At 71.5% G+C, this 20,375-nt stretch carries 18 protein-coding genes and 1 tRNA gene; 15 read left to right on the forward strand and 4 right to left on the reverse strand.

Going from position 1 to position 20,375, the window contains the following annotated elements; translation table 11 throughout:
* Positions 1 to 143 precede the first annotated feature (143 nt).
* From AB0B14_RS17810 to AB0B14_RS17855, 10 genes are all read left to right on the forward strand, one after another.
* A complete protein-coding gene (locus AB0B14_RS17810; protein ID WP_357080567.1) occupies positions 144 to 749 on the forward strand; it encodes an NUDIX hydrolase in 606 nt (201 codons plus the stop codon).
* A gap of 339 nt (positions 750 to 1,088) precedes the next feature.
* Positions 1,089 to 2,204, forward strand: a complete 1,116-nt coding sequence (ald, locus tag AB0B14_RS17815) for an alanine dehydrogenase (protein WP_357523023.1) — start codon at positions 1,089 to 1,091, stop codon at positions 2,202 to 2,204.
* A gap of 41 nt (positions 2,205 to 2,245) precedes the next feature.
* Positions 2,246 to 3,211, forward strand: coding sequence for a site-specific tyrosine recombinase XerD (locus AB0B14_RS17820; RefSeq protein ID WP_357080573.1), 966 nt, complete (start codon positions 2,246 to 2,248; stop codon positions 3,209 to 3,211).
* A gap of 180 nt (positions 3,212 to 3,391) precedes the next feature.
* Positions 3,392 to 4,315 (forward strand): AAA family ATPase, encoded by a 924-nt coding sequence (locus AB0B14_RS17825; RefSeq protein ID WP_030487987.1) that lies wholly within the window; start codon positions 3,392 to 3,394, stop codon positions 4,313 to 4,315.
* Between the two features lie 23 nt (positions 4,316 to 4,338).
* Positions 4,339 to 5,433, forward strand: coding sequence for a segregation/condensation protein A (locus AB0B14_RS17830; RefSeq protein WP_357523024.1), 1,095 nt, complete (start codon positions 4,339 to 4,341; stop codon positions 5,431 to 5,433).
* Complete coding sequence (gene scpB, locus AB0B14_RS17835; RefSeq protein WP_357523025.1) at positions 5,426 to 6,403, forward strand: SMC-Scp complex subunit ScpB; 978 nt, start codon at positions 5,426 to 5,428, stop codon at positions 6,401 to 6,403. The genes AB0B14_RS17830 and scpB overlap by 8 nt, the downstream gene beginning before the upstream one ends.
* Positions 6,390 to 7,160, forward strand: a complete 771-nt coding sequence (locus AB0B14_RS17840) for a pseudouridine synthase (protein ID WP_357080583.1) — start codon at positions 6,390 to 6,392, stop codon at positions 7,158 to 7,160. The genes scpB and AB0B14_RS17840 overlap by 14 nt, the downstream gene beginning before the upstream one ends.
* A gap of 197 nt (positions 7,161 to 7,357) precedes the next feature.
* Complete coding sequence (gene cmk, locus AB0B14_RS17845; RefSeq protein ID WP_357080586.1) at positions 7,358 to 8,038, forward strand: (d)CMP kinase; 681 nt, start codon at positions 7,358 to 7,360, stop codon at positions 8,036 to 8,038.
* A gap of 156 nt (positions 8,039 to 8,194) precedes the next feature.
* Positions 8,195 to 9,598 (forward strand): ribosome biogenesis GTPase Der, encoded by a 1,404-nt coding sequence (gene der, locus AB0B14_RS17850; RefSeq protein WP_357080589.1) that lies wholly within the window; start codon positions 8,195 to 8,197, stop codon positions 9,596 to 9,598.
* A gap of 190 nt (positions 9,599 to 9,788) precedes the next feature.
* A tRNA-Pro gene (locus AB0B14_RS17855) sits at positions 9,789 to 9,862 on the forward strand.
* Between the two features lie 113 nt (positions 9,863 to 9,975).
* Here AB0B14_RS17855 and AB0B14_RS17860 read toward each other — a convergent pair.
* The 4 genes from AB0B14_RS17860 to AB0B14_RS17875 all read right to left on the reverse strand — a co-directional run bounded on the left by AB0B14_RS17860 (position 9,976) and on the right by AB0B14_RS17875 (position 13,343).
* Complete coding sequence (locus tag AB0B14_RS17860) at positions 9,976 to 11,187, reverse strand: tyrosine-type recombinase/integrase (RefSeq protein WP_357523026.1); 1,212 nt, start codon at positions 11,185 to 11,187, stop codon at positions 9,976 to 9,978.
* 5 nt (positions 11,188 to 11,192) lie between these two features.
* Positions 11,193 to 11,402: a helix-turn-helix domain-containing protein gene (locus AB0B14_RS17865; protein WP_357523027.1), complete on the reverse strand. Its 210-nt coding sequence runs from the start codon at positions 11,400 to 11,402 to the stop codon at positions 11,193 to 11,195.
* Positions 11,402 to 12,553, reverse strand: coding sequence for a DNA methyltransferase (locus tag AB0B14_RS17870; protein ID WP_357523175.1), 1,152 nt, complete (start codon positions 12,551 to 12,553; stop codon positions 11,402 to 11,404). Before AB0B14_RS17870 ends, AB0B14_RS17865 begins: the two co-directional genes overlap by 1 nt.
* A 67-nt stretch (positions 12,554 to 12,620) precedes the next feature.
* A complete protein-coding gene (locus tag AB0B14_RS17875) occupies positions 12,621 to 13,343 on the reverse strand; it encodes a hypothetical protein (protein ID WP_357523177.1) in 723 nt (240 codons plus the stop codon).
* A gap of 552 nt (positions 13,344 to 13,895) precedes the next feature.
* On the opposite strand from AB0B14_RS17875, the gene AB0B14_RS17880 reads away from it, so the two are divergent.
* From AB0B14_RS17880 to AB0B14_RS17900, 5 genes are all read left to right on the forward strand, one after another.
* Positions 13,896 to 14,717, forward strand: coding sequence for a hypothetical protein (locus AB0B14_RS17880; protein WP_357523028.1), 822 nt, complete (start codon positions 13,896 to 13,898; stop codon positions 14,715 to 14,717).
* Between the two features lie 283 nt (positions 14,718 to 15,000).
* Positions 15,001 to 15,441, forward strand: a complete 441-nt coding sequence (locus tag AB0B14_RS17885) for a pilin (protein WP_357523029.1) — start codon at positions 15,001 to 15,003, stop codon at positions 15,439 to 15,441.
* 314 nt (positions 15,442 to 15,755) lie between these two features.
* Positions 15,756 to 17,501: a hypothetical protein gene (locus AB0B14_RS17890; protein ID WP_357523179.1), complete on the forward strand. Its 1,746-nt coding sequence runs from the start codon at positions 15,756 to 15,758 to the stop codon at positions 17,499 to 17,501.
* Entirely contained in the window at positions 17,501 to 18,427 is a 927-nt protein-coding gene (locus AB0B14_RS17895; RefSeq protein ID WP_357523030.1) for a PrgI family protein, read from the forward strand. Before AB0B14_RS17890 ends, AB0B14_RS17895 begins: the two co-directional genes overlap by 1 nt.
* Complete coding sequence (locus tag AB0B14_RS17900; protein ID WP_357523031.1) at positions 18,424 to 20,217, forward strand: DUF87 domain-containing protein; 1,794 nt, start codon at positions 18,424 to 18,426, stop codon at positions 20,215 to 20,217. Before AB0B14_RS17895 ends, AB0B14_RS17900 begins: the two co-directional genes overlap by 4 nt.
* Positions 20,218 to 20,375: the final 158 nt, after the last annotated feature.

Here is a 20,375-nt window from a genome sequence, read left to right on the forward strand (position 1 = left end):
GCGAACCAGCAGGCTCAGTAGCGGGGCGTCTCACGCCGTGGCCGAGCGCAGCGAGGCGACGGCGTGAGCGAGCGCAGCGAGCGAACCAGCAGGCTCAGTAGCGGGGCGCCTCGCGCCGTCGTCGAGCGCAGCGAGGCGGCGGCGTGAGCAACCTGGAGCACCGCTACGAGGTGCGGTCCCGCGAGGAGCGGTACCGGGGGCGGATCTTCGACGTGGTCACCGAGGAGGTGACCATGCCCGGCGGCGGGACCGGGGTGCGTGACCTGGTCCGGCACGTCGGGGCGGTGGCCGTGGTGGCGCTCGACGACGCCGGTCAGGTGGTGCTGATCCGGCAGTACCGGCACCCGGTCGGGCGGCACCTGTGGGAGCTGCCCGCCGGGCTGATGGACGTCTCCGGCGAGGAGTTGCCGGCGGCCGCGCTGCGGGAGCTGGCCGAGGAGGCGGACCTCACCGCCGGGCAGGTCGACGTGCTTGTCGACCTGCACAGCTCGCCCGGGTTCACCAACGAGTTGGTCCGGGTCTTCCTGGCCCGGGACCTCGCCGAGGTGCCGGCCGACGAGCGCCACGAGCGCCGCGACGAGGAGGCCGACCTCCAGATCGTCCGGCTCGACCTGGACGAGGCGGTGGCCATGGTCCTGGCCGGTGAGATCACCAACGCGTCCGCGGTGGCCGGGCTGCTGGCCACGGCCCGCGCCCGGGACACCGGCTGGTCGGCGCTGCGCCGGGCGGACGCGCCGCTGCCCCGCTGAGCGCCGCCGCCGGTCCATCCCGGCGAGGGAGTACGCGCGACGGGGTCCCGCGGTCAGCCGCGGGGCCCCTCGCCGCCGGTCCGCAGCGGCATGCGGCAGATGGGGCGATAATGGCCGAACCCTGTTCCGACGGCGGAGGTGACTGAGCACCGGCGAATCCGCCAGGTGCCCTGACACTCCGTCAGGACACCCGGGCACCGGATGCCACTGTGCTGGCTCACGGCGGCATCGGGCGCGCCTAGACTGCCGCCGGCGGGACCGGTGGACCGTGGTGGCAAAGGGGCCGCCGCGGCACCGAGCAGTCGGGGGAGCGCAGCCCCGAAGAGAGGTGTCTGCATCGTGAAGGTCGGAATCCCACGCGAGGTCAAGAACCACGAGTACCGCGTGGCGATCACGCCAGCGGGCGTCAACGAGTTCACCCGCAGCGGTCACCAGGTCTTCGTCGAGTCCGGTGCCGGTGTCGGCTCCAGCATCACCGACGAGGAGTTCACCGCCGCCGGCGCGACGATCCTCGCCACCGCCGACGAGGTGTGGGAGACCGCCGAGCTGGTGCTCAAGGTCAAGGAGCCGATCGCCGAGGAGTACCACCGGATGCGCGAGGGGCAGGTGCTCTTCACCTACCTGCACCTGGCCGCCTCCAAGGACTGCACCGACGCGCTGATCGACCGCCGGGTCACCGGCATCGCGTACGAGACGGTCGAGCTGCCCGACCGGTCGCTGCCGCTGCTCGCCCCGATGTCCGAGGTGGCCGGCCGGCTCGCCCCGCAGGTGGGCGCCTTCTACATGATGCGTACCGGCGGCGGGCGCGGTGTGCTGCCCGGCGGTGTCTCCGGCGTGTACGCGGCCAAGACCGTCGTCATCGGCGCCGGCGTGTCCGGCATGAACGCCGCCGCGATCGCGCTGGGCCTGCAGTCCGAGGTGCTGCTGTTGGACAAGAACGTCGCCCGGCTGCGGTCGGCCGACGCCATCTACCGTGGCCACCTGCAGACCATCGCCTCCAACGCCTACGAGGTCGAGCGGGCGGTGCTCGACGCCGACCTGGTCATCGGCGCGGTGCTGGTGCCCGGCGCGAAGGCGCCGACGCTGATCTCCAACGAGCTGGTCTCCCGGATGAAGCCGGGCAGCGTGCTCGTCGACATCGCGATCGACCAGGGCGGCTGCTTCGAGGACTCGCGCCCGACCACCCACGCCGACCCGGTCTACAAGGTGCACGAGTCGATCTTCTACTGCGTGGCGAACATGCCCGGCGCGGTCCCGAACACCAGCACGTACGCCCTGACCAACGTCACCCTGCCGTACGCCCTGGAGCTGGCCAACCACGGCTGGCGCGAGGCGCTGCGCCGCGACCCGGCCCTGGCGCTGGGCCTGAACACCCACGACGGCCAGGTCACCTACGGCCCGGTCGCCGAGGCGCACGGCATGGACGTGCTCGCGCTGACCGACGCGCTGGCCTGAGCGGTGGCGGGCTGACCGGCGGCACCGACTCCGGCGCCGGCGTGGGCACACCGCCCACGCCGGCCCTGCGTCGTGCCGTGCGCGGCTACCTCGACCACCTCACCGTCGAGCGTGGACTGTCGGCGAACACGCTCTCCTCGTACCGTCGGGATCTGGACCGCTATCTCGCGACCCTGGCCGACGCCGGCGTCACCGACCTCGCGTCGGTCGGCGCCGGGCTCGTCGAGTCGCACCTGGCGCGGCTGCGCGCGGGCGACGACGCGCACCCTCCGCTGGCGGTCTCCTCCGCCGCCCGCGCCGCCAGCGCGGTCCGCGGCCTGCACCGCTTCGCGCTGCGCGAAGGGCTGGCCGGCGCCGACCCCAGCCGCGACGTCCGCCCACCCACGCCGCCCCGCCGGCTGCCCCGGGCACTCGGAGTCGACGACGTGATCCGGCTGTTGGAGACCGCCGGCCCGGTCACCGCGACCGGCGCGGACGCCCCGCTCGCGCTGCGTGACCGGGCGCTGCTGGAGTTCCTGTACGGCACCGGCGCGCGCATCTCCGAGGCGGTCGGCGCCGCCGTGGACGACCTGGACACCGACGAGGGCACCGTGCTGCTGCGCGGCAAGGGCGGCCGGGTGCGGCTGGTGCCGATCGGCGGGTACGCCGTCGACGCGGTACGCGCCTACCTGGTCCGGGCCCGCCCCGGCCTGGCCGCCGCCGGTCGGGGCACCCCGATGGTCTTCCTCAACGCCCGCGGCGGCGCGCTGACCCGCCAGGGCGCCTGGGGCATCCTGCGCGGCGCCGCCGGTCGGGCCGGGCTGCCCGTCGACGGCCCCGCCGCCGTCTCCCCGCACACCCTGCGCCACTCGTACGCCACCCACCTGCTCGACGGCGGCGCCGACGTCCGGGTGGTCCAGGAGTTGCTCGGCCACGCGTCGGTGACCACGACGCAGGTCTACACGTTGGTCACCGTGGAGCGGCTGCGCGAGGTCTACGCCACCGCCCATCCGCGCGCCCGGGACTGAACCCGGTCGCGGTCGGCTCCGACACGCCGGGCCGGTGCCGAACCCCCTGCTGGTCGGTGGCGTACAGTCGGCATCGGCGCGGACCTCCTGGAGCGACACGACCGGGGTGCGCAGCGGCGCCGCGAAGGACGTCGGACGGCTCCGACGCCGGGTGGGTCGTCGGGAGGGGGCAACGAGCACATGGCTGGCAACGGTGACCGTGCCGAGACCTGGACGTCGGAGCTCCGCGAGCAGCAGGCCACGCTCGGCGCGGACCTGGGTCCCGCGGACCCGGCTGCCTACACGATGCGCAAGCCCATCCCCGAGCCGATGCCCACCGACCGGCACGGGCCGGCGCGCATCATCGCGATGGCCAACCAGAAGGGTGGCGTCGGAAAGACGACCACCACCATCAACCTGGGCGCGGCCCTCGCGGAGTACGGCCGCAAGGTGCTGCTGGTCGACTTCGACCCGCAGGGCGCCCTCTCGGTGGGGCTGGGAGTCAACCCGCACAACCTCGACCTGTCCATCTACAACCTGCTCATGCAGGACGACATCATCGCCGAGGACGTCGTCATCAAGACCGACGTGGCCGGCCTGCACCTGTTGCCGGCCAACATCGACCTCTCCGCCGCCGAGATCCAGCTCGTCAACGAGGTCGCCCGGGAGATGGCCCTGGCCCGGGTCCTGCGCACGGTCCGCAAGGAGTACGACTACATCCTGATCGACTGCCAGCCGTCGCTCGGCCTGCTGGCGATCAACGCGCTGACCGTCGCCCACGGCGTGCTCATCCCGCTCGAGTGCGAGTTCTTCAGCCTGCGCGGGGTGGCCCTGCTGCTGGACACCATCGACAAGGTGCGCGAACGGCTCAACTTCGACCTGGAGCTCGAAGGCATCCTCGCCACCATGTACGACAGCCGCACCACGCACTGCCGTCAGGTCCTGCAGCGGGTGGTCGAGGCGTTCGGCGACAAGGTCTACCAGACGGTCATCACCAAGACGGTGAAGTTCCCCGAGTCCACGGTGGCCGGTGCCCCCATCACGACGATGGACCCGGCGTCCTCCGGGGCACGCAACTACCGTCAGCTGGCCCGCGAGGTGATCGCCGCCCAGTCGGAGCGGTAGCCGGAACGTCAGGTGCCCACCTCGTGGACTACGGTCGTGCGGTGACCGCGCCACCCCTGGACCCGCCCGAGACCGCCGCCACGGCGGTGGTCGACGGTGTGCCGCCCGCGGACCTGGCTGCCGACCTGCCTGCCGAGTCGGCTGCGACCGGCTTCACGGTCCGGCTGGCCAACTTCACCGGCCCGTTCGACCTGCTGCTGCAACTGATCGGCAAGCACAAGCTCGACGTCACCGAGGTGGCGCTGCACACGGTCACCGACGAGTTCATCGCCTACATCAGGGCGATGGGCGACGACTGGGACCTCGACGAGGCCAGCGAGTTCCTGCTCATCGCCGCGACCCTGCTCGACCTGAAGGCCGCCCGGCTGCTGCCCTCCGCCGAGGTCGAGGACGAGGCCGACCTCGCCCTGCTGGAAGCCCGGGACCTGCTCTTCGCCCGGCTGCTGCAGTACAAGGCGTACAAGGAGGCGGCGGCACACATCGCCGAGTTGGAGGCGGTCGGCGGCCGACGGTATCCGCGGGCGGTCAGCCTGGAGGCCCGCTACGCCGACGCGCTGCCCGACCTGGTGCTCGGCATCGGCCCGCAGCGGCTGCTGAAGCTGGCCGTGAAGGCGATGACCCCGAAACCGGTGCCGGAGGTCTCCATCGCCCACGTGCACATGGTCCGGGTCAGTGTCCGAGAACACGCGGCGATCCTCACCGCCCGGCTGCGCCGGGCCGGCACGGCCACGTTCTCGCTGCTCTGCGCCGACTGCGAGGCCACCCTGGAGGTGGTGGCCCGGTTCCTCGCGCTGCTGGAGCTGTACCGGGAGGGCCTGGTGTCCTTCGTGCAGGAGCAGGCCCTGGAGGAGCTGACCGTGCGCTGGACCGGCCCGGCCGACGGCGACACCGAGCTGCACGTCGACGAGTACGCGGGCACCCCGGCCGACCCGGAGTCGTCCGCGCTTGGGCCTGAGCCCGCGGGGGTTGGGCCTGCGTTGGTGGGGGCTGAGTCGGCGGCGGTTGGGGCTGAGTCGGTTGGGGCTGAGCCTGCGTCGGTGCGGGTTGGGCCCGAGTCGGTGCGGGAGGCCGGCGGGCCGGACGGGACGGGAATGACGGAGGGTGCGCGGGATGAGTGACGAGGAACGCAGGGACTCGCTGGCCGACCAGGCTGCCGCCTGGGTCCCCCCGTGGGACCGCCCTCGCCCGCCCGCCGCCGCGAACACCCCCGACAACACCGACGCCCCGCCAGACGAGCCAACCCCACCGCCAGACGAGTCAGCTCCGCTGTCGGTCGAGTCGGCCACGCCTCCGTTGTCAGATCAGGGAGATCTTGGAGGGAAAGCGCCCCTCCAGGGGCCGAAATCTTCCAAGATCTTCGCCGAGCCGAGCGCGAACGCGTCGGGCTCGGAGTCGGGCTCGGAGTCGACGGAGTCGGGCTCGGGTTCGGTGGCGGGGACCGGTTCGGCGGTGGGGGAGTTGGGTGGGGTTCGGGGCGTACCCCGTCGGGAGGGTGTGGGACGGCGGCGGGTGCCGGTCGCGCCGGAGCCCGCGCCGGAATTGTCCGACGCCGAGCTGCGCGGCGCGTTGGAGGCGATCCTGCTGGTGGTCGACGAGCCGGTCAGCGAGTTGGTCCTGGCGCAGGTGCTCGAGCAGCCCGCCGAACGGGTCGGGCCGATGCTCGACGAGATCGCCGCCGGCTACACCGCGGCCGGGCACGGGTTCGAGCTGCGGCGGGCGGCCGGCGGGTGGCGGCTCTACACCCGGCCGGAATACGCTACGTACGTCGAACGGTTCGTGTTGGACGGGCAATCGGTGCGGCTGACCCAGGCGGCGTTGGAGACGCTCGCCGTGGTCGCCTACAAGCAGCCGGTGACCCGTTCGCGAATCTCAGCCATCCGGGGTGTGAACTGCGACGGGGTCATCCGTACGCTGGTCACCCGCGGCCTCGTCGAGGAGTGCGGCACCGAACAGGACAGCGGGGCGTTCCTCTACCGGACCACCACGTTGTTCCTGGAAAAGCTCGGGCTGAACACCGTCGACGAGCTGCCGCCCCTCGCACCCTTCCTGCCCGACGACGTAGAAGAGCTTGCTGATGCGACCCGATAACCGTTCCCCGAAACCCAACGCGCCCGTCTACGAGGGGGCTGAGCGCCTGCAGAAGGTGCTCGCCGCCGCCGGCGTGGGTTCCCGGCGCGCCTGCGAGGACCTGATCTTCCGCCGCCGGGTCACCGTGGACGGGCGGGTCGCCAAACTCGGTGACAAGGTCGACCCGGCCACCGCGGTGATCCACGTGGACGGGGAGCGCCTCCAGGTCGACATCCGCCTGGTCTACGTGGCGATGAACAAGCCGCGCGGGGTGGTGACCACCATGGCGGACGACAAGGGCCGCAACGAGCTGGCCGAGTTCATCGGCAATCGGGTCGAGCAGCGGGTCTACCACGTCGGGCGGCTCGATGCGGACAGCGAGGGCCTGCTGCTGCTCACCAACGACGGCACCCTCGCGCACCGGCTCATGCACCCCTCGTACGAGGTGCTGAAGACGTACCTCGCCGAGGTGGTTGGGCCGATCCCGCGCAACCTGGGCAAGCGGCTGCTGGCCGGCGTCGAGCTGGAGGACGGGCCGGTCAAGGTCGACTCGTTCAAGGTGGTGGACACTCTGGGTAAGAGCGCCCAGGTCGAGCTGAGCCTGCACGAGGGCCGCAAACACATCGTTCGGCGGCTGATGGAGGAGGTCGGGCACCCGGTCACCCGGCTGGTGCGTACCTCCATCGGGCCCATCCGGCTCGGTGACCTGCGCACCGGGCGGATCCGGCGGTTGACAAACGCCGAGGTCGCCGCCCTGTTCAACGCGGTGGGTGACTGACCCCGGGGGTTGCGGGTACGGCTGCCGGTAGGCTCCACCGACGGCCGGGACGCGGCAGTCGGAGGTGGCGTGGATCGCCTCCGGCGGCGTCGCGCGCGGGTCCGCCACGGACCGCGGGCATGATTGATGACGATTGACGAACCGCTTGCGGCGCCACTCACCGGGCGATCCGTGAGGTACGGGCTGAGGAGGACACGGTGCAGGAAAACGTACGGACCGGGCGATGTGTGGTCGCTGTGGACGGGCCGTCCGGTTCGGGTAAGTCGACCGTGTCGCGGCGCCTCGCCGTTGTCATCGGTGCGCGCTACCTGGACACCGGGGCGATGTACCGGGCGATCACGTGGGCCGTGCTGCGCTCCGGCGTGGACCTCACCGACACCGCGTCGGTGGCGAAGGTCGCCGGCGAGGTCAAGCTGCACATCGGCACCCACCCGCAGGGGTACGCCGTGACCGTCGACGGCGTGGGCGTGGACGCGGATATCCGGGGCCCGGAGGTGACCGGCGCGGTTTCCGCCGTCGCCGCGGTGCCGGCGGTCCGCGAGCTGATGGTCGCCCGGCAACGCGAGATGATCGCCAACGCGGGCCGGATGGTCGCCGAGGGTCGTGACATCGGCTCGGTCGTCGCCCCGGATGCGGACCTGAAGGTCTTCCTGACCGCCTCCGAGGCGGCCCGTGCGGCCCGACGCAGCGCCGAGGACGCCGCCGACGTGGCGGCCACCGCCGCGGACCTGGCGCGCCGGGACCGTCTCGACTCGACCCGCAAGGTCAACCCGCTGACCCAGGCACCCGGCGCGGTGGTGCTGGACACCACCGAGTTGGGCATCGACGAGGTCGTGGCGCGGCTGCGTCACCTGCTCACCGAGCGGGGTGTGGCATGAGCGAGCGTGGCGAGCGAATCATCAGGCTCAGTGCGGTTGTGCCTCATGGCGGTCCGGAGCGAAGCGGAGGAGCGGCATGAGCGAGCGTGGCGAGCGAATCATCAGGCTCAGTGCGGTTGTGCCTCATGGCGGTCCGGAGCGAAGCGGAGGAGCGGCATGAGCGAGGGTGCGGGCTGGGTGGAGTTGCGGGAGCCCGACGTCGCCGTCGAGGAACCGAGCGGGCCGCAGCCGGTGGTGGCCGTCGTCGGCCGCCCCAACGTGGGTAAGTCCACGCTTGTCAACCGGATCATCGGCCGCCGCCAGGCGGTGGTCGAGGACGTCCCCGGTGTGACCCGGGACCGGGTGCCGTACGACGCGCAGTGGAACGGCCGGGCGTTCACCGTGGTGGACACCGGCGGCTGGGAACCGGACGCGAAGGACCGGGCCGCGGCCATCGCGGCGCAGGCTGAGACGGCGGTCGTCACCGCCGACGTGGTTCTGTTCGTGGTCGACGCGATGGTGGGCTCCACCGATGTCGACGAGGCCGCGGTGAAGATGCTGCGGCGCAGCGCCAAGCCGGTGATCCTGGTGGCCAACAAGGCCGACAACACCTCCATCGAGATGGAGGCGACCTCGCTCTGGTCGCTCGGCCTCGGTGAGCCGTTCCCGGTCTCCGCGCTGCACGGACGCGGCTCCGGCGACCTGCTGGACGCCATCCTCGCCGCGTTGCCGGAAGCTCCGGCGATCGTCGAGAACCGGCCGCGCGGACCTCGGCGGGTGGCGCTGGTCGGACGGCCGAACGTGGGCAAGTCCAGCCTGCTCAACCGGTTCTCCGGTGAGGATCGGGCGGTTGTCGACTCGGTGGCGGGCACCACTGTGGACCCGGTGGACAGCCTGGTCGAGATCGGTGGTCAGACCTGGCAACTTGTCGACACGGCGGGGCTGCGCAAGCGGGTCGGCAAGGCCAGCGGCACCGAGTACTACGCCAGCCTGCGCACCGCCGGTGCCATCGAGGCCGCCGAGGTGGCCGTGGTGCTGTTGGACTCCAGCGAGCCGATCAGCGAACAGGACCAGCGGATCCTGTCCATGGTGACCGAGGCCGGCCGGGCGATGGTCATCGCGTTCAACAAGTGGGACCTGGTCGACGCCGACCGTCGGTACTACCTGGACAAGGAGATCGACCGGGAGTTGCGCCGCATTCCCTGGGCGATCCGGCTGAACCTGTCGGCGATGACCGGCCGTGCCGTGGACAAGCTGGCCCCGGCTCTGAACAAGGCCCTGGCCAGCTGGGAAACCCGGATCCCGACGGCGCAGCTCAACCAGTGGTTGACCGCGCTGGTGCAGGCCACCCCGCACCCGGTGCGCGGCGGGCGCGCGCCGCGGATCCTGTTCGCGACGCAGGCCGGAGTGGCACCGCCACGGTTCGTGCTGTTCACCACCGGCCCGCTCGACGCGGGATACCAGCGCTTCGTCGAGCGCAAGCTCCGTGAGGAATTCGGGTACGAGGGCAGCCCGATCGAAATCTCGGTCCGCCCCCGCAAGAAGCTCGGCCCCGGCGGTCGAGGCAAGGCGCACGGCTGACCTGATCGCGAAAAATGCCGGATGGGCCCTCGCCGTGGCCCATCCGGCATTTCCCTACCCCACCCTCCTAGGACGCTCTAGGGGTTGTGCGGTGGTTCAGTAACGTCGCGACGCAGGTGGGGCCTGTGCGGACGAGCCGGAGCCGCTGCGCTAAGCTGTACCGGCTGCCGCGGGGGAAACCGCGCGGGGGCGGGACGTGGCGCAGCTTGGTAGCGCACTTGACTGGGGGTCAAGGGGTCGTCGGTTCGAATCCGGCCGTCCCGACAAACAAAAAGCCCTGACCAGCGGAAACGTTGGTCAGGGCTTTAAGTTTGTCTATGGGGTTTTGAACCGCCCCCCGAAAACCCCCCATTTACCGGGGTCGGCAACCAGGTTCGTCATCCCTGCGCATCGTTGGGCAATGCGGGTGTGGGACGTCGTTCGCGGTCGGTGCCGAGTCGCTCGAGGATGTCGGAGACGTCCGGGGCTTGGGCGGGCTTGGCGATGTAGTACGTGGCGGTGACCTCCTCGCTGGAGTGTCCAAGTTGTGCTGCGGCGCTTTTCGTGTCGGTCTCTTCCTTGATGAGGGTGGCGACGGTCTTGCGGAAGGTGTGGGGGGTGACCCAGGCGAGGTCGGTGTCGGCGCGGGCCTCACGCCACTGACGGCGGACGTTGTTGGGGGATAACCAGGTGCCGCGTCGGGAGGTGAAGATCGCGTCGTGGGGGTTGTCGGCGGCGACGAGCTTGCGGGCCATGATCATGCCGACGGCGAATTTGGGTAGGACGACCATCCGCCAGCCGGCGTCGCTCTTGGTCCAGGGTTGGCGGAAGAAGCCCTGGCCTTTGACGAAGACGAGCGTGCCGCAGATCGTCAGGGTGGGGCGTTCGGCGGCGAGGTCGAGGTCTTCCCATCGCAGGGCGAGGATCTCGCCGATGCGGGCGCCGGTGGCGAGCATCAGGTCGACGATGTCGGCCAGATCGCCGCTGTGCCGTGGTCCAGGCTTTCCGGGGATCGGTCGCTGCCAGTCGCGGATGGCCGTCCGGACGGCCTGGAGGTTCTCGTCGGTGAGGGCGACGACCGTGCGGCGGGGTTTGCGGAGCCGGCCGGTGTCGCGTACGGGGTTGGTGGGGATCGCGCCGTGACGAACGGCCAGGGCGAACATCTGGCTCAGGACGACTTTCGCGCCTTTGGCTGCCGAGGGATGGTCCTTGGCGATGTCGCGCAGGAACCGATCCAGGCGCCCGACGCTGACTTCTCTGATTCGGAGGTTCCCCAGGGCGGGCAGGATCGCGTTCCGAATGCTGGTCTGGTATCGCTGGATGGTCTGTGGTGCGATTCGCTGCTCGGCGGTGATCTCTTCGATCCACAGGTCGGTGAGTTTGCTGATGTGGGTCTCCCGGGTGATCTCGTCGTCGTTGGGGGTGGCACGGTCACGAAGCTTGACCTTCAGCGTTCGTTCGGCGGCCGGGCCAGTGGTGCCGGTGGCCTCGATGTCGCGGGTCTTGCCGTCGTAGTCGCGGAACCGCGCTCGGGCGCGGAACCGATTGGGTCCGAGTTTCTGGGTGCGGATCTTGCCCCAGGTGCCGATGGGTAGTTCAGGTCGGGCCATGGGGGTCAGCGCTCCGCGTCGGTGTGGTCGTCGAGCCAGCGTTCGACCTCGCTGCGCCGGTAGCGCAGGGTGTTGCCGACCCGGATGGCGCGGGGTCCCTTGCCTCGGCTGTGCCAGGCGTAGAGGGTGTTCTTCGGCTTGCCCAACCAGGTCGCGACGTCATCGATGGTCAGGAGGGGGTCGGGTCGCCACTCGGCGGGAGTCGGGGCGGTCATCACTGACCCGCCCTGACGGGCGATCCGGGCTGCGGGTATCGCCTGCCGGGATCGGTGGTTGCATCGGGCCGTATGACCTCGGGGGTGGGCTGTGAGTTGGGCGGGCACGGATCGGGTGTCCTTTCAACGTCCCGGCCCGCGTGGGACCGGGTGTCGGTGGCGCTGCCGTTGGGATTGCTGTTCGCCGGGCGCGCCGGGTGTGCACGTCGATCCATCCGGGACGGCGTGAAGGCATCAAGCCGATCAGCGTGCGCACGGGCGCTGGCTGATCGGCTCTGGGTGAAGTCGTGCCGGGGTGACCGCGGGGCGCGGAGGACCACGACGTCTTCGTGCTGGACGAGCCATTGCGGGTCGCCGGTGGCGATGGCGTCACGGGTGTTCTTCTGCTGGAAGAACGAGGCCCTGGGAATGATCACGCTGTCGCGGACGCCGCAGATGAGGGCGATGCATTCCTCGACGAGTTCGAGGCCGGCGTTGATGCCGGCGGCGGCGACCATGCCGGGGATGTCGATGAGTTCGCCGTGGCGGCGGTAGGGGCGGGCGGTGACGACGACGTGTCCGCCGGGCCGCAGGAGCTGGACGCATCCGGCGAGGATCGCGGTGAACCCGTCGGCGAGCTGGCCGTGGCTGCGGTAGGCGAGGTTGTCCGTGCCGCCGTACCTGTGGTTGATCTTGCGGACCTTGCCTCGTCTCGGGCCGGGGGTGCGGACGTGGCCATGGGTGGACGGTCCGTACGGCGGTGAGGTGATCACCAAGGAGACTTGCCCGTGTAGGCTCGCCGGCAGCAGGGACGGCAGCGCGGTGGAGTCCCCGTGATAGATCTCGCCCCGGCCCGGTGTCCCGGCCTGGAGGGTGTGGCGGATGTTGTCCGCTGCCTTGGTGACCCATTCCGCTTCGTACTCGATCCCGACGCCGTGACGGCCGAGACGCATGGCCTCGATGACGGTGGTGCCGATGCCGGCCATGGGGTCGAGCACTACGTCACCGGGGTTGGTGTAGGTGCGGATGGCGTAGCGGGGGATGGTCGGCAGCATCTTGCCGGGGTGCGTCAACGACTCTGGGGTGTACCGGCCGCGACGCAGGTCCCGCGATGTGGTTTGACCGGTGAGCCAGACCGAGCCGAGGTAGCCCTCGGCGAGCAGGGCTGCCAGGTCGGATGCGCTGGGCTGCGGCGGTTCGAGGTCGTTGGGCTCGGCAGGGGGGAACGGCGGACGGGGCTCAGGCACGGGCGTTCTCCTCACCGGTGGCGGTAGTGGCGAACACGAGCAGGTCTCGGAAGGTCGGCAGGTGGCGGCCGGCGAGCAGACGTCGGCCGTCGTCGGCCTCGTCGGGGTGTTCCGGGGCGGTGCGCGGCTCGTGCTCGGGCAGCGGGACGAGGACGGCGGGGATGTGCTGGTGGTAGAAGAGCCCGGCGGCGCGGGCGGCGGCGACGACGGTGGCGCGGCGGCTGAACTCACCCGGTTGAGACTGCGAGGCGGTGAGGCTGACGAGCAGGAACCCGCCGGGGCGCAGCAGAGGCCGCCAGGTACTCATTGCTGTGGCGATGCCGTCTCGGGCGAGGCCCTGTTCGCCCTGCGGCAGGGCCGTCAGGATCAGGTCGACACGTGGGCCGGGGCGTCGCATGGCGTGGCGGGTCCGGTGTTCGGGGGCGTGCGGCAGAAGCCGCACGTGCAGGCCGTGACGACCGGTGACCAGTCGGGCCGGTATCCGGTCCAGGTAGGCGGTCGCGGCGATGGCGGCGGGGTGCGCGTCGAGGTCGAGCACCACGTCGCCGACGCGGGTGTAGCGGCGGATGAGGTAGGCGAGGTGGCTCGGGGATAGCCCGTGCCAGTCCGGCATCCCCGTTCGAGGCGTGCGCGGGACACGGGTGCGGGGCAGGAGCAGCCCAACCGGTGCCGGCTGAGGCCGGTCACCGGGGGCGGTGGAGCTGGGCTTCGGCATGGGCGTGTGGGCCACGTCCGCCGACAAGCGCTGACACTAGGGGATTACAAATCCGAGCCTCGGATTGGAAACCGCGCTCGCTGCCGATCCGGGTGCGTCGCTCGACGCCGCCCGGTTGAACAAGATCCTCGCTGGCTTGAACAAGATCGTCTTCTGCTTGAACACGAGGCGGCCAGCCACCTCGGGACCTTGAACAAGATCGCGATGGGAGGTGAGTGCGCCCGGCGAGCGCCGCTCGTGGCCGTCCCGCTTCATCCCGTGGCTGCATCGTGGGCGCGCGTGTTCAAGGGTGCCGTTCCGGCGTGGCTGCGGCCGGCACAGAGGGACTTGAACAGCCTGACCACGGGTTGCACACCCCGGCTCGGGGTGTCCGCCGACTGACGTCGAGACGCATTGACGGGGACCGACGACGGCCGGGTTGAACACCTGTCGAGACACCTTGAACAAGATCAAGAGTGTTCATGATCTGTTCAAAGCCCCTGGTGGCGTGGTGGCACAGCGCCGACCGGCATTCCCGCCGGACGGCAACGGTCACCACGAGGGAGCACCACCATGGACCGTCGTACCCCCGCTAACGAGCCAGCCGTCTCCCGGCGCGGCGAGACGCTGCTCAACGACATCGAGTACCGATTCCGGCTGATGGAGCAGGGGCCGAGCCCGCTGTCGGTGGACGGCCGCAGCCTCGGCCATGGCCTGCCCAGCCGGGCCATCGCTCTGCCCGAGCTGTCGGCGATCCTGATGCACCCGTCCTGCGGCTACGCCGCCCGGGACGCCGCATGGCGGCTGCTGGTGCAGCACGCCCGTACCGGCGACCCGGCATGGCGTGCGGGTGCGGTCGGCGTCGCGCTGCCGGGCCTGCGGTTCAAGGCATACCTGCTGGCCAAGCTGTCCACCGGCGACGTGCAGGCCGCCATCGTCGAGCACTTCCTCCGCGCCCTCGGCACCGTCGATGTGTCCAAGCCTGGCGTGGTCGGCAACCTGCTTTCGGCGGCGTTCTCCAAGGCCCGCGCCGAGCTGCGCGACCTGGAGCCCGCCTCGTCCGGGGCGCCGAACCACGCCCCGGGGGCGGTGTTGCCGCCGACCCCGTACGGCCACCCGGATCTTGTCCTCGCCCGCGCCGTCAACGCCGGGGCCATCACCTCGCAGGAGGCGGAGCTGATCGGCGCGACGTACCTGGAGGACGTCAGCCTGACCGAGTACGCCGAACGGACCGGCCAGCCCCGCTGGAACCTGTACAAGCGGCGCACGGCCGCCGTCGCCCGACTCAAGGACGCGATCGAGTCCGGCGAGCTGTCCGACCCGTACGCCGACGCGATCAACGAGGCCACCGCAACCCTGGTCCTCGACGCCCCGACCGCCCGGAAGCGTCCGTAAGTAGGCCGCCTGAGCTGCGGCTTTCCAATTCGAGGCCCGGATTTGTAATCCCTTAGTGCGGGACTCTTCCGCGCAGGTGACCTGCTCCGACCGGACCCGTTGACGGCGCTGACACCCCGTACGGTCCCCGGCTCACCGCCTTCCCAGTGAGGAGGACGGCCGCGCCGGTCGGCACCACAGGTCACCCACGAGCGCACCGCCCGGTCCCGCCTTCGTCGCCCACTCGCGCACCCACGCCCCGCTGCGGGCTGCCTAGGCGTGCGCACCGGAGGTGCCCAATCCCATGAATCACAACCCCTTTGCGCGTCCCGAGGCGGCGGCTCGCCGCCGCCTCGGAACCGCCGGGCGGGGACGGCCGTCCGTCCGCCGTCCCCGCCGAGACCTCTCTCGTCCGGCCCGCGCCTCGCTGATGCTGCTCGGGGTCGCCGCGGTGAACATCGCCTTCGTCGCCGCCCCGGGAGCGGCGTACGCGGCCGAGCCCGCCCCGGTGGTGCTTGCCGTCGAGTCGATCACGCAGGTGATCGACAACATCCGTCTCTGGCTGCTCGGCATCCTCGCCGCCTGGGCGACCCTGTGCCTGACGGTGGGGTTCCTGCGCTACACCAGCGGCGAGCCCGGCGAGGTCGAGAAGGGCAAGCTCGCCTTCCGTAGCGCCGTCATCGGCTACGCGGGAGCCCTGCTCGCCCCGCTGCTGGTCACGATCGTCGGTCAGTGGGTGGCCTGATGACCATCCGCATCGTGACCCGCCGCGTAGCGCTGCTGCTCGGCGTGGTGATCCTCGCCGGCCTGACCTTCGCCTCTGCCAGCCCGGCGCACGCCGAGCCCAGCCCGGCACCCGGCCCGCCAGCAACCGCGCCGGGGACGCCGCCGAGCCCTGGCGTGCCTGACCCTGGTATCCGTCCGCCGGGCGTGGAACCGGCTCCGTCCACGCTGCCGACGCCGGCACCCACGCCCGGCCCGTCCCCGACTCCCGGCCAGCCCTCCTACGACGATGATCCGGCCTGGTACGACATCGGAGGCCAGATCCGCAAGGCCGTCGTGGACCTGGTCGTGTGGGTCGCTGAGCAAGCCCTTCAGCCGGTGATGGAAGCCCTCGGCGCGTCGTGGCTGTCGACCCCAGACCTCACCACCAACGAGCACGTCAAGGCGATCTGGACGACCAGCCTGATCGTCGCCAACGGCGTCATCGTGCTGTTCATCGTCGCTGGCGGATTCCTGGTCAGCGCCCGGGAGACCCTGCAAACCCGGTACGGCCTCAAGCAGGTGTTACCCCGCATCGCTGTCGGCGTGGTCCTCGCCAATTGCAGCCTGCTCCTCGGGCAGAAGGCGATCGAGCTGACCAACGCGCTCACCGTGGCCATCGCGGGTAACACGATCGACGGCCCCACCGCCGCGACCGCGATTCGGCAGATCGTGGACAACGCCTTGCAAAGCGATGGGTTCTTGATGGCCCTGATGGCCATCGCCGTGATCGTGATGTGCGTCGTCCTGGAGTTCACGTTCGTGCTGCGGCTCGCCGCGTTGATCATCCTGTTCGGTTTCGCCCCGGCGGCGTTGATCTGCCACGCGAGCCCGCTTACCGAAGGCGTGGCGAACCTGTGGTGGCGCTGCGTCCTGGCCTGCCTGGGACTGCAACTCGGTCAGGCCGTCATCGTCATGGCCAGCATCAAGGTGTTCCTCACTCCCGCCGGGCCGACCGTGATGGGCGTGCCCGCGACCGGAGCCGGACTTCTCGGCGTCGTGGTCTGCCTGACGATGCTGTGGCTACTGATCAAGCTGCCGGGCTGGATGCGTCAGTTCATCCTCGGCCCACTCGGACAGCGCAGCGGCCGAGGACTGCTCGGCCAACTCGTCCACGCCGTCCTGATGATCAAGACGCTCGGCACGGCGGCCGGCTTGCTGGGCGCAGCGAGCACGGCCGGGGGCGGCGGACGGACGGCTCCCCGTCCGTCCGGCCCCCGTCCGTCACCCGGTGGCCCCCGTCCGCCTCGCCCGCCTCGTCCGCCTCGTCCGGGACGGGCTCCCGTCCCGCCACCCCCGCCCGGACCGGTGCCCTTCAGTCACGCCCCGGTCACCCACACTCCGCTGCCCGCGCCGTCCGGGACGACCGTCCCCACCTTCAGCCACCCGGCGGCCCCGTCCACACCATCCGCACCGCCGTCCGGCGGTGTCCCGGCCGCGCAGTTCTCCCATCCGGCCCCGCCCCAGCCGAGTTCGCCGTCCCCGGCCGCACCACCGGCACGCGTCGCCTTCAGCGATGCCACGACGACCGCGCCGAGATCCGCACCCAGCGGTCTGGCACCGGCGGTGACGTTCTCGGCCGCACCAGCGAAGCAGAGCGCGCCACGCCGGGCACCCGTCCCGGTCACGCCGGTGTTCTCCGCAGCTCCGACGGCATCGCCAGCCGGCGGGCCACGACGTGCCTCGACCCCGGGGACACGGCCCACGGCGGCGAGGCGTGCCAGCCCGAGCGGGCAAGCCTCCGGCAACGGAGGAGCCCCGGCGGTTGTGGGCACCACCGCCGCTCGACGGACACCGGCGGCGAGTACGGCCCGGCTTCGTCCGGCGGTCCCGTCCGTACCGCCGTCCCCGGGCGAACGCGGATCGGTCGTCCCGGTCCCGCCGTCGCGCCCGTCCGCGCCTGCGCGGCCGAGGCCGTCCCCGGCGGCCAGTACGTCTCCAGCGCGGTCGACAGCCGTCCGTCCGGGGCCGTCCCCGTCCCCGGTGATTCGGCCGTCCGCGCCGGTCGTCCGCCCGTCATCGAGTTCGAGGGGGGATCAGTAGTGAACCGGCTCAGCGACGAGGCCCCGATGCGGGCTCGGGTGCCCGCCGACATCGAGCGTCCCGACCGGATCGCGTTCGGCATGTCGGGACGGCAGGTGGTGATCCTGGCCGTCACGGGACTGCTGCTCTACGCCGCGTGGACGGCGGTGGCGACGCTCGTGCATCCGTTGGTGTTCTTCCTGGGGGCGATGCCGATCGCCGCCGGGGCGTTCTCACTCGCGGTCGGCCGCCGGGACGGCATTCCGCTCGACGCCTGGGTCCTCGCGGCGCTACGGCACCGCCGCAGTCCGCGTCGACTCGTACCGGCCGACGGGCCGGTCACCCCGGCTCCGGCGTGGGTTGCCACCACCGCCGGGCCGGGCGACCAGCTACCGCTACCCGCACCGCTGCGGCTGCCCGCGAAGGGCATCACCGGCGACGGGCTGATCGATCTCGGTTCGGACGGCACGACGAGCCTGGTCGCCGCCTCCACGGTGGCGTTCGGGCTGCGGACCCCGGGGGAGCAGAACGGCCTGGTGGCCGGGTTCGCGCGGTGGCTGCACAGCCTGGACGGGCCGGCGCAGATCGTGGTGCGGGCGCAGCGGGTCGACCTGAGCTACCTCGCTGACCGGTTCCTCGCCGCTGCCCCGGGGCTGCCGCATCCCGCGTTGGAGGAGGCCGCCCGCGCGCACGTGGCGTTCCTCGATGACCTGGCCGGGCAGCGCGAGCTGCTGCACCGGCAGGTCACCGTCGCCGTGCGCAGCCGACGCGGCGCGCAGCACGCCGCGCACCACGCGGCCGAGGTGGTCCGCGCGCTCGGCGGCTGCGAGGTTCCCGCCCGAGTGCTGGACGGGCCGGACGCGGCGGTGCGGCTGGCGGTCAGCCTCGACCCCACCGCCCCGACCTTCACGCCCTACGCCACATCTGACGGAGGTGACGGCCTGTGAGCCCGCTCTCCGCGCTGCTGCCGAAACGGCGGCGTGCCATGCCCGAGTCGACCACGATCCTGCCCGGCTCGCCGGACGCCGTCGAGGTCGACGGCCGACACGTGCGGGTCGGGGACGGCTACAGCGCCACCCTGGCCGTCGTCGGCTACCCGGCCGAGGTCGGCCCGGGGTGGGCCGAGCCGATCCTGTCCTACCCGGGCCTTGTCGATGCCGCCTTCCACATCGAGCCGCTCGCGCCGGCGGTGGCCTCCGAGCGGCTGCGCAAGCAGCGCGGCCGGTTCGAGTCCTCCCGCCGCCACGACGCGGCCAAGGGTCGACTGGACGATCCCGAACTTGACGCCGCCGCGGTTGACGCCGCCGAGTTGGCCGGCCGTGTCGCACGAGGCGAAGCGAGGTTGTTCCGGCTCGGCCTGTACCTGACCGTCCACTGCGCCAGCCCCGACGACCTCGCGCAGCGGGTGGCCGAGGTGCGGTCCCTGGCCGCCTCGCTGCTGCTCACCACCGCGCCGGTGACCTGGCGGCAGTTGCAGGGCTGGATCAGCGGCCTACCCCTCGCGTTCGACGCGCTCGGGATGAAGCGGGTCTTCGACACCGACGCTCTCGCCGCAGCCTTTCCGTTCACCAGCCCCGACCTGCCCGACACCGCCGGGGACAACGGCATGGGCGTGCTGTTCGGGCTCAACCTGCACTCGGCCGGAGTCGTCGTCTGGGACCGGTGGGCGCAGTCCAACTACAACGCCGTCATCCTCGCCCGATCCGGGGAAGGGAAGTCCTACCTGGCCAAGCTCGACCTGCTGCGCAACCTGTGCCTCGGGGTGCAGGCGTTCGTCATCGACCCCGAAGACGAATACCTCCGGCTGGCCGATGCGGTTGGCGGTACCGTCATCCGCCTCGGCGCGACCGGGGTGAAGATCAACCCGCTCGATTTGCCGACCGATGACGACGACGCCCTCAACGACCGGGCACGGTTCCTGCACACGCTCGTGACCGTGATGGGCACCGGTGACACCGCCGTCAGCGCGCCCCTGCCCGGCGACGAAGCCCGCTCCCTCGATGTGGCGGTCCTCGCGGCGTACCGGGCCAAGGGCATCACCACCGACCCGCGCACCTGGAAGCGACCGGCGCCGCTCCTCGCTGATGTGATGGCCGCCCTGGAAGACACCGACGACGCGGGCCGCCGAGTCGCCGCCCGCCTGCACCCCTACGTCGCCGGCAGCATGAAGGGCCTGTTCGACGGGCCGACCACCACCGTCGCGCAGGGGCACCTTGTGGTCTTCGCCATCAAGGACTTGCCCGAGCAACTTCATCCGGTCGGCACGCTGCTCACCCTGGACACGATCTGGCGCACCGTACGCGGCGCGACCGCCTCCGGCGCTCGCCCGGATGTGCTGCGGATGGTGTTGGTGGACGAGGCGTGGAAACTGCTGTCCGGCGGACGCGGCGGCGTGTTCCTGGAGACCCTGGCCAAGTCCGCCCGCAAGCACGGCGTTGGTCTGACTGTCGTGACCCAGGACGCCGCTGACGTGCTCGCCACGAAGACCGGCCGCGCCGTCGTCTCCAACGCTGCCACGCAGGTGTTGCTGCGGCAGGCGCCGCAGGCGATCGATGCCGTGGCCGAGGCGTTCGGGCTCACCGACGGCGAGCGGGCGTTCCTGCTGTCCTGCCAGCGCGGGGACGCGCTCCTCGCGGCCGGGTCGGCGCGGGTGGCCTTCCACGGTCACGCCTCCGCGACCGAGCACGAGTTGATCGTCACCGGCCCGGTTATCGGCTCGCCGGCCCGCCGCCGCTGACCCCGGCCCTGGCCTTGGCCCACGAGCCTCCCTCCTTCCGTCGATCGGAGTCCCCGATGGTTTCCATCCCTGCCCTGCCCCTGTCCCCGCCTCTGGAGCCCACCGGGTGTGTGCCTGGTCAGGGCGGCGTGCCCGACTCGGTTGTGGGCGAGTTGCTG

The sequence above is a fragment of the Micromonospora sp. NPDC049171 genome (assembly GCF_040648275.1).
Classification (GTDB): Bacteria; Actinomycetota; Actinomycetes; order Mycobacteriales; family Micromonosporaceae; genus Micromonospora.

Excerpts from the sequence above, each read along its gene's own strand:
- AB0B14_RS17880 (WP_357523028.1), top strand. The coding sequence starts at position 13,896 with ATGGACCGTCGTACCCCCGCTAACGAGCCAGCCGTCTCCCGGCGCGGC.
- scpB (WP_357523025.1), top strand. The coding sequence starts at position 5,426 with ATGAGTGACGAGGAACGCAGGGACTCGCTGGCCGACCAGGCTGCCGCC.
- der (WP_357080589.1), top strand. The coding sequence starts at position 8,195 with ATGAGCGAGGGTGCGGGCTGGGTGGAGTTGCGGGAGCCCGACGTCGCC.
- AB0B14_RS17885 (WP_357523029.1), top strand. The coding sequence starts at position 15,001 with ATGAATCACAACCCCTTTGCGCGTCCCGAGGCGGCGGCTCGCCGCCGC.
- AB0B14_RS17840 (WP_357080583.1), top strand. The coding sequence starts at position 6,390 with ATGCGACCCGATAACCGTTCCCCGAAACCCAACGCGCCCGTCTACGAG.
- AB0B14_RS17875 (WP_357523177.1), bottom strand. The coding sequence starts at position 13,343 with ATGCCGAAGCCCAGCTCCACCGCCCCCGGTGACCGGCCTCAGCCGGCA.
- AB0B14_RS17860 (WP_357523026.1), bottom strand. The coding sequence starts at position 11,187 with ATGGCCCGACCTGAACTACCCATCGGCACCTGGGGCAAGATCCGCACC.
- AB0B14_RS17825 (WP_030487987.1), top strand. The coding sequence starts at position 3,392 with ATGGCTGGCAACGGTGACCGTGCCGAGACCTGGACGTCGGAGCTCCGC.
- AB0B14_RS17865 (WP_357523027.1), bottom strand. The coding sequence starts at position 11,402 with ATGACCGCCCCGACTCCCGCCGAGTGGCGACCCGACCCCCTCCTGACC.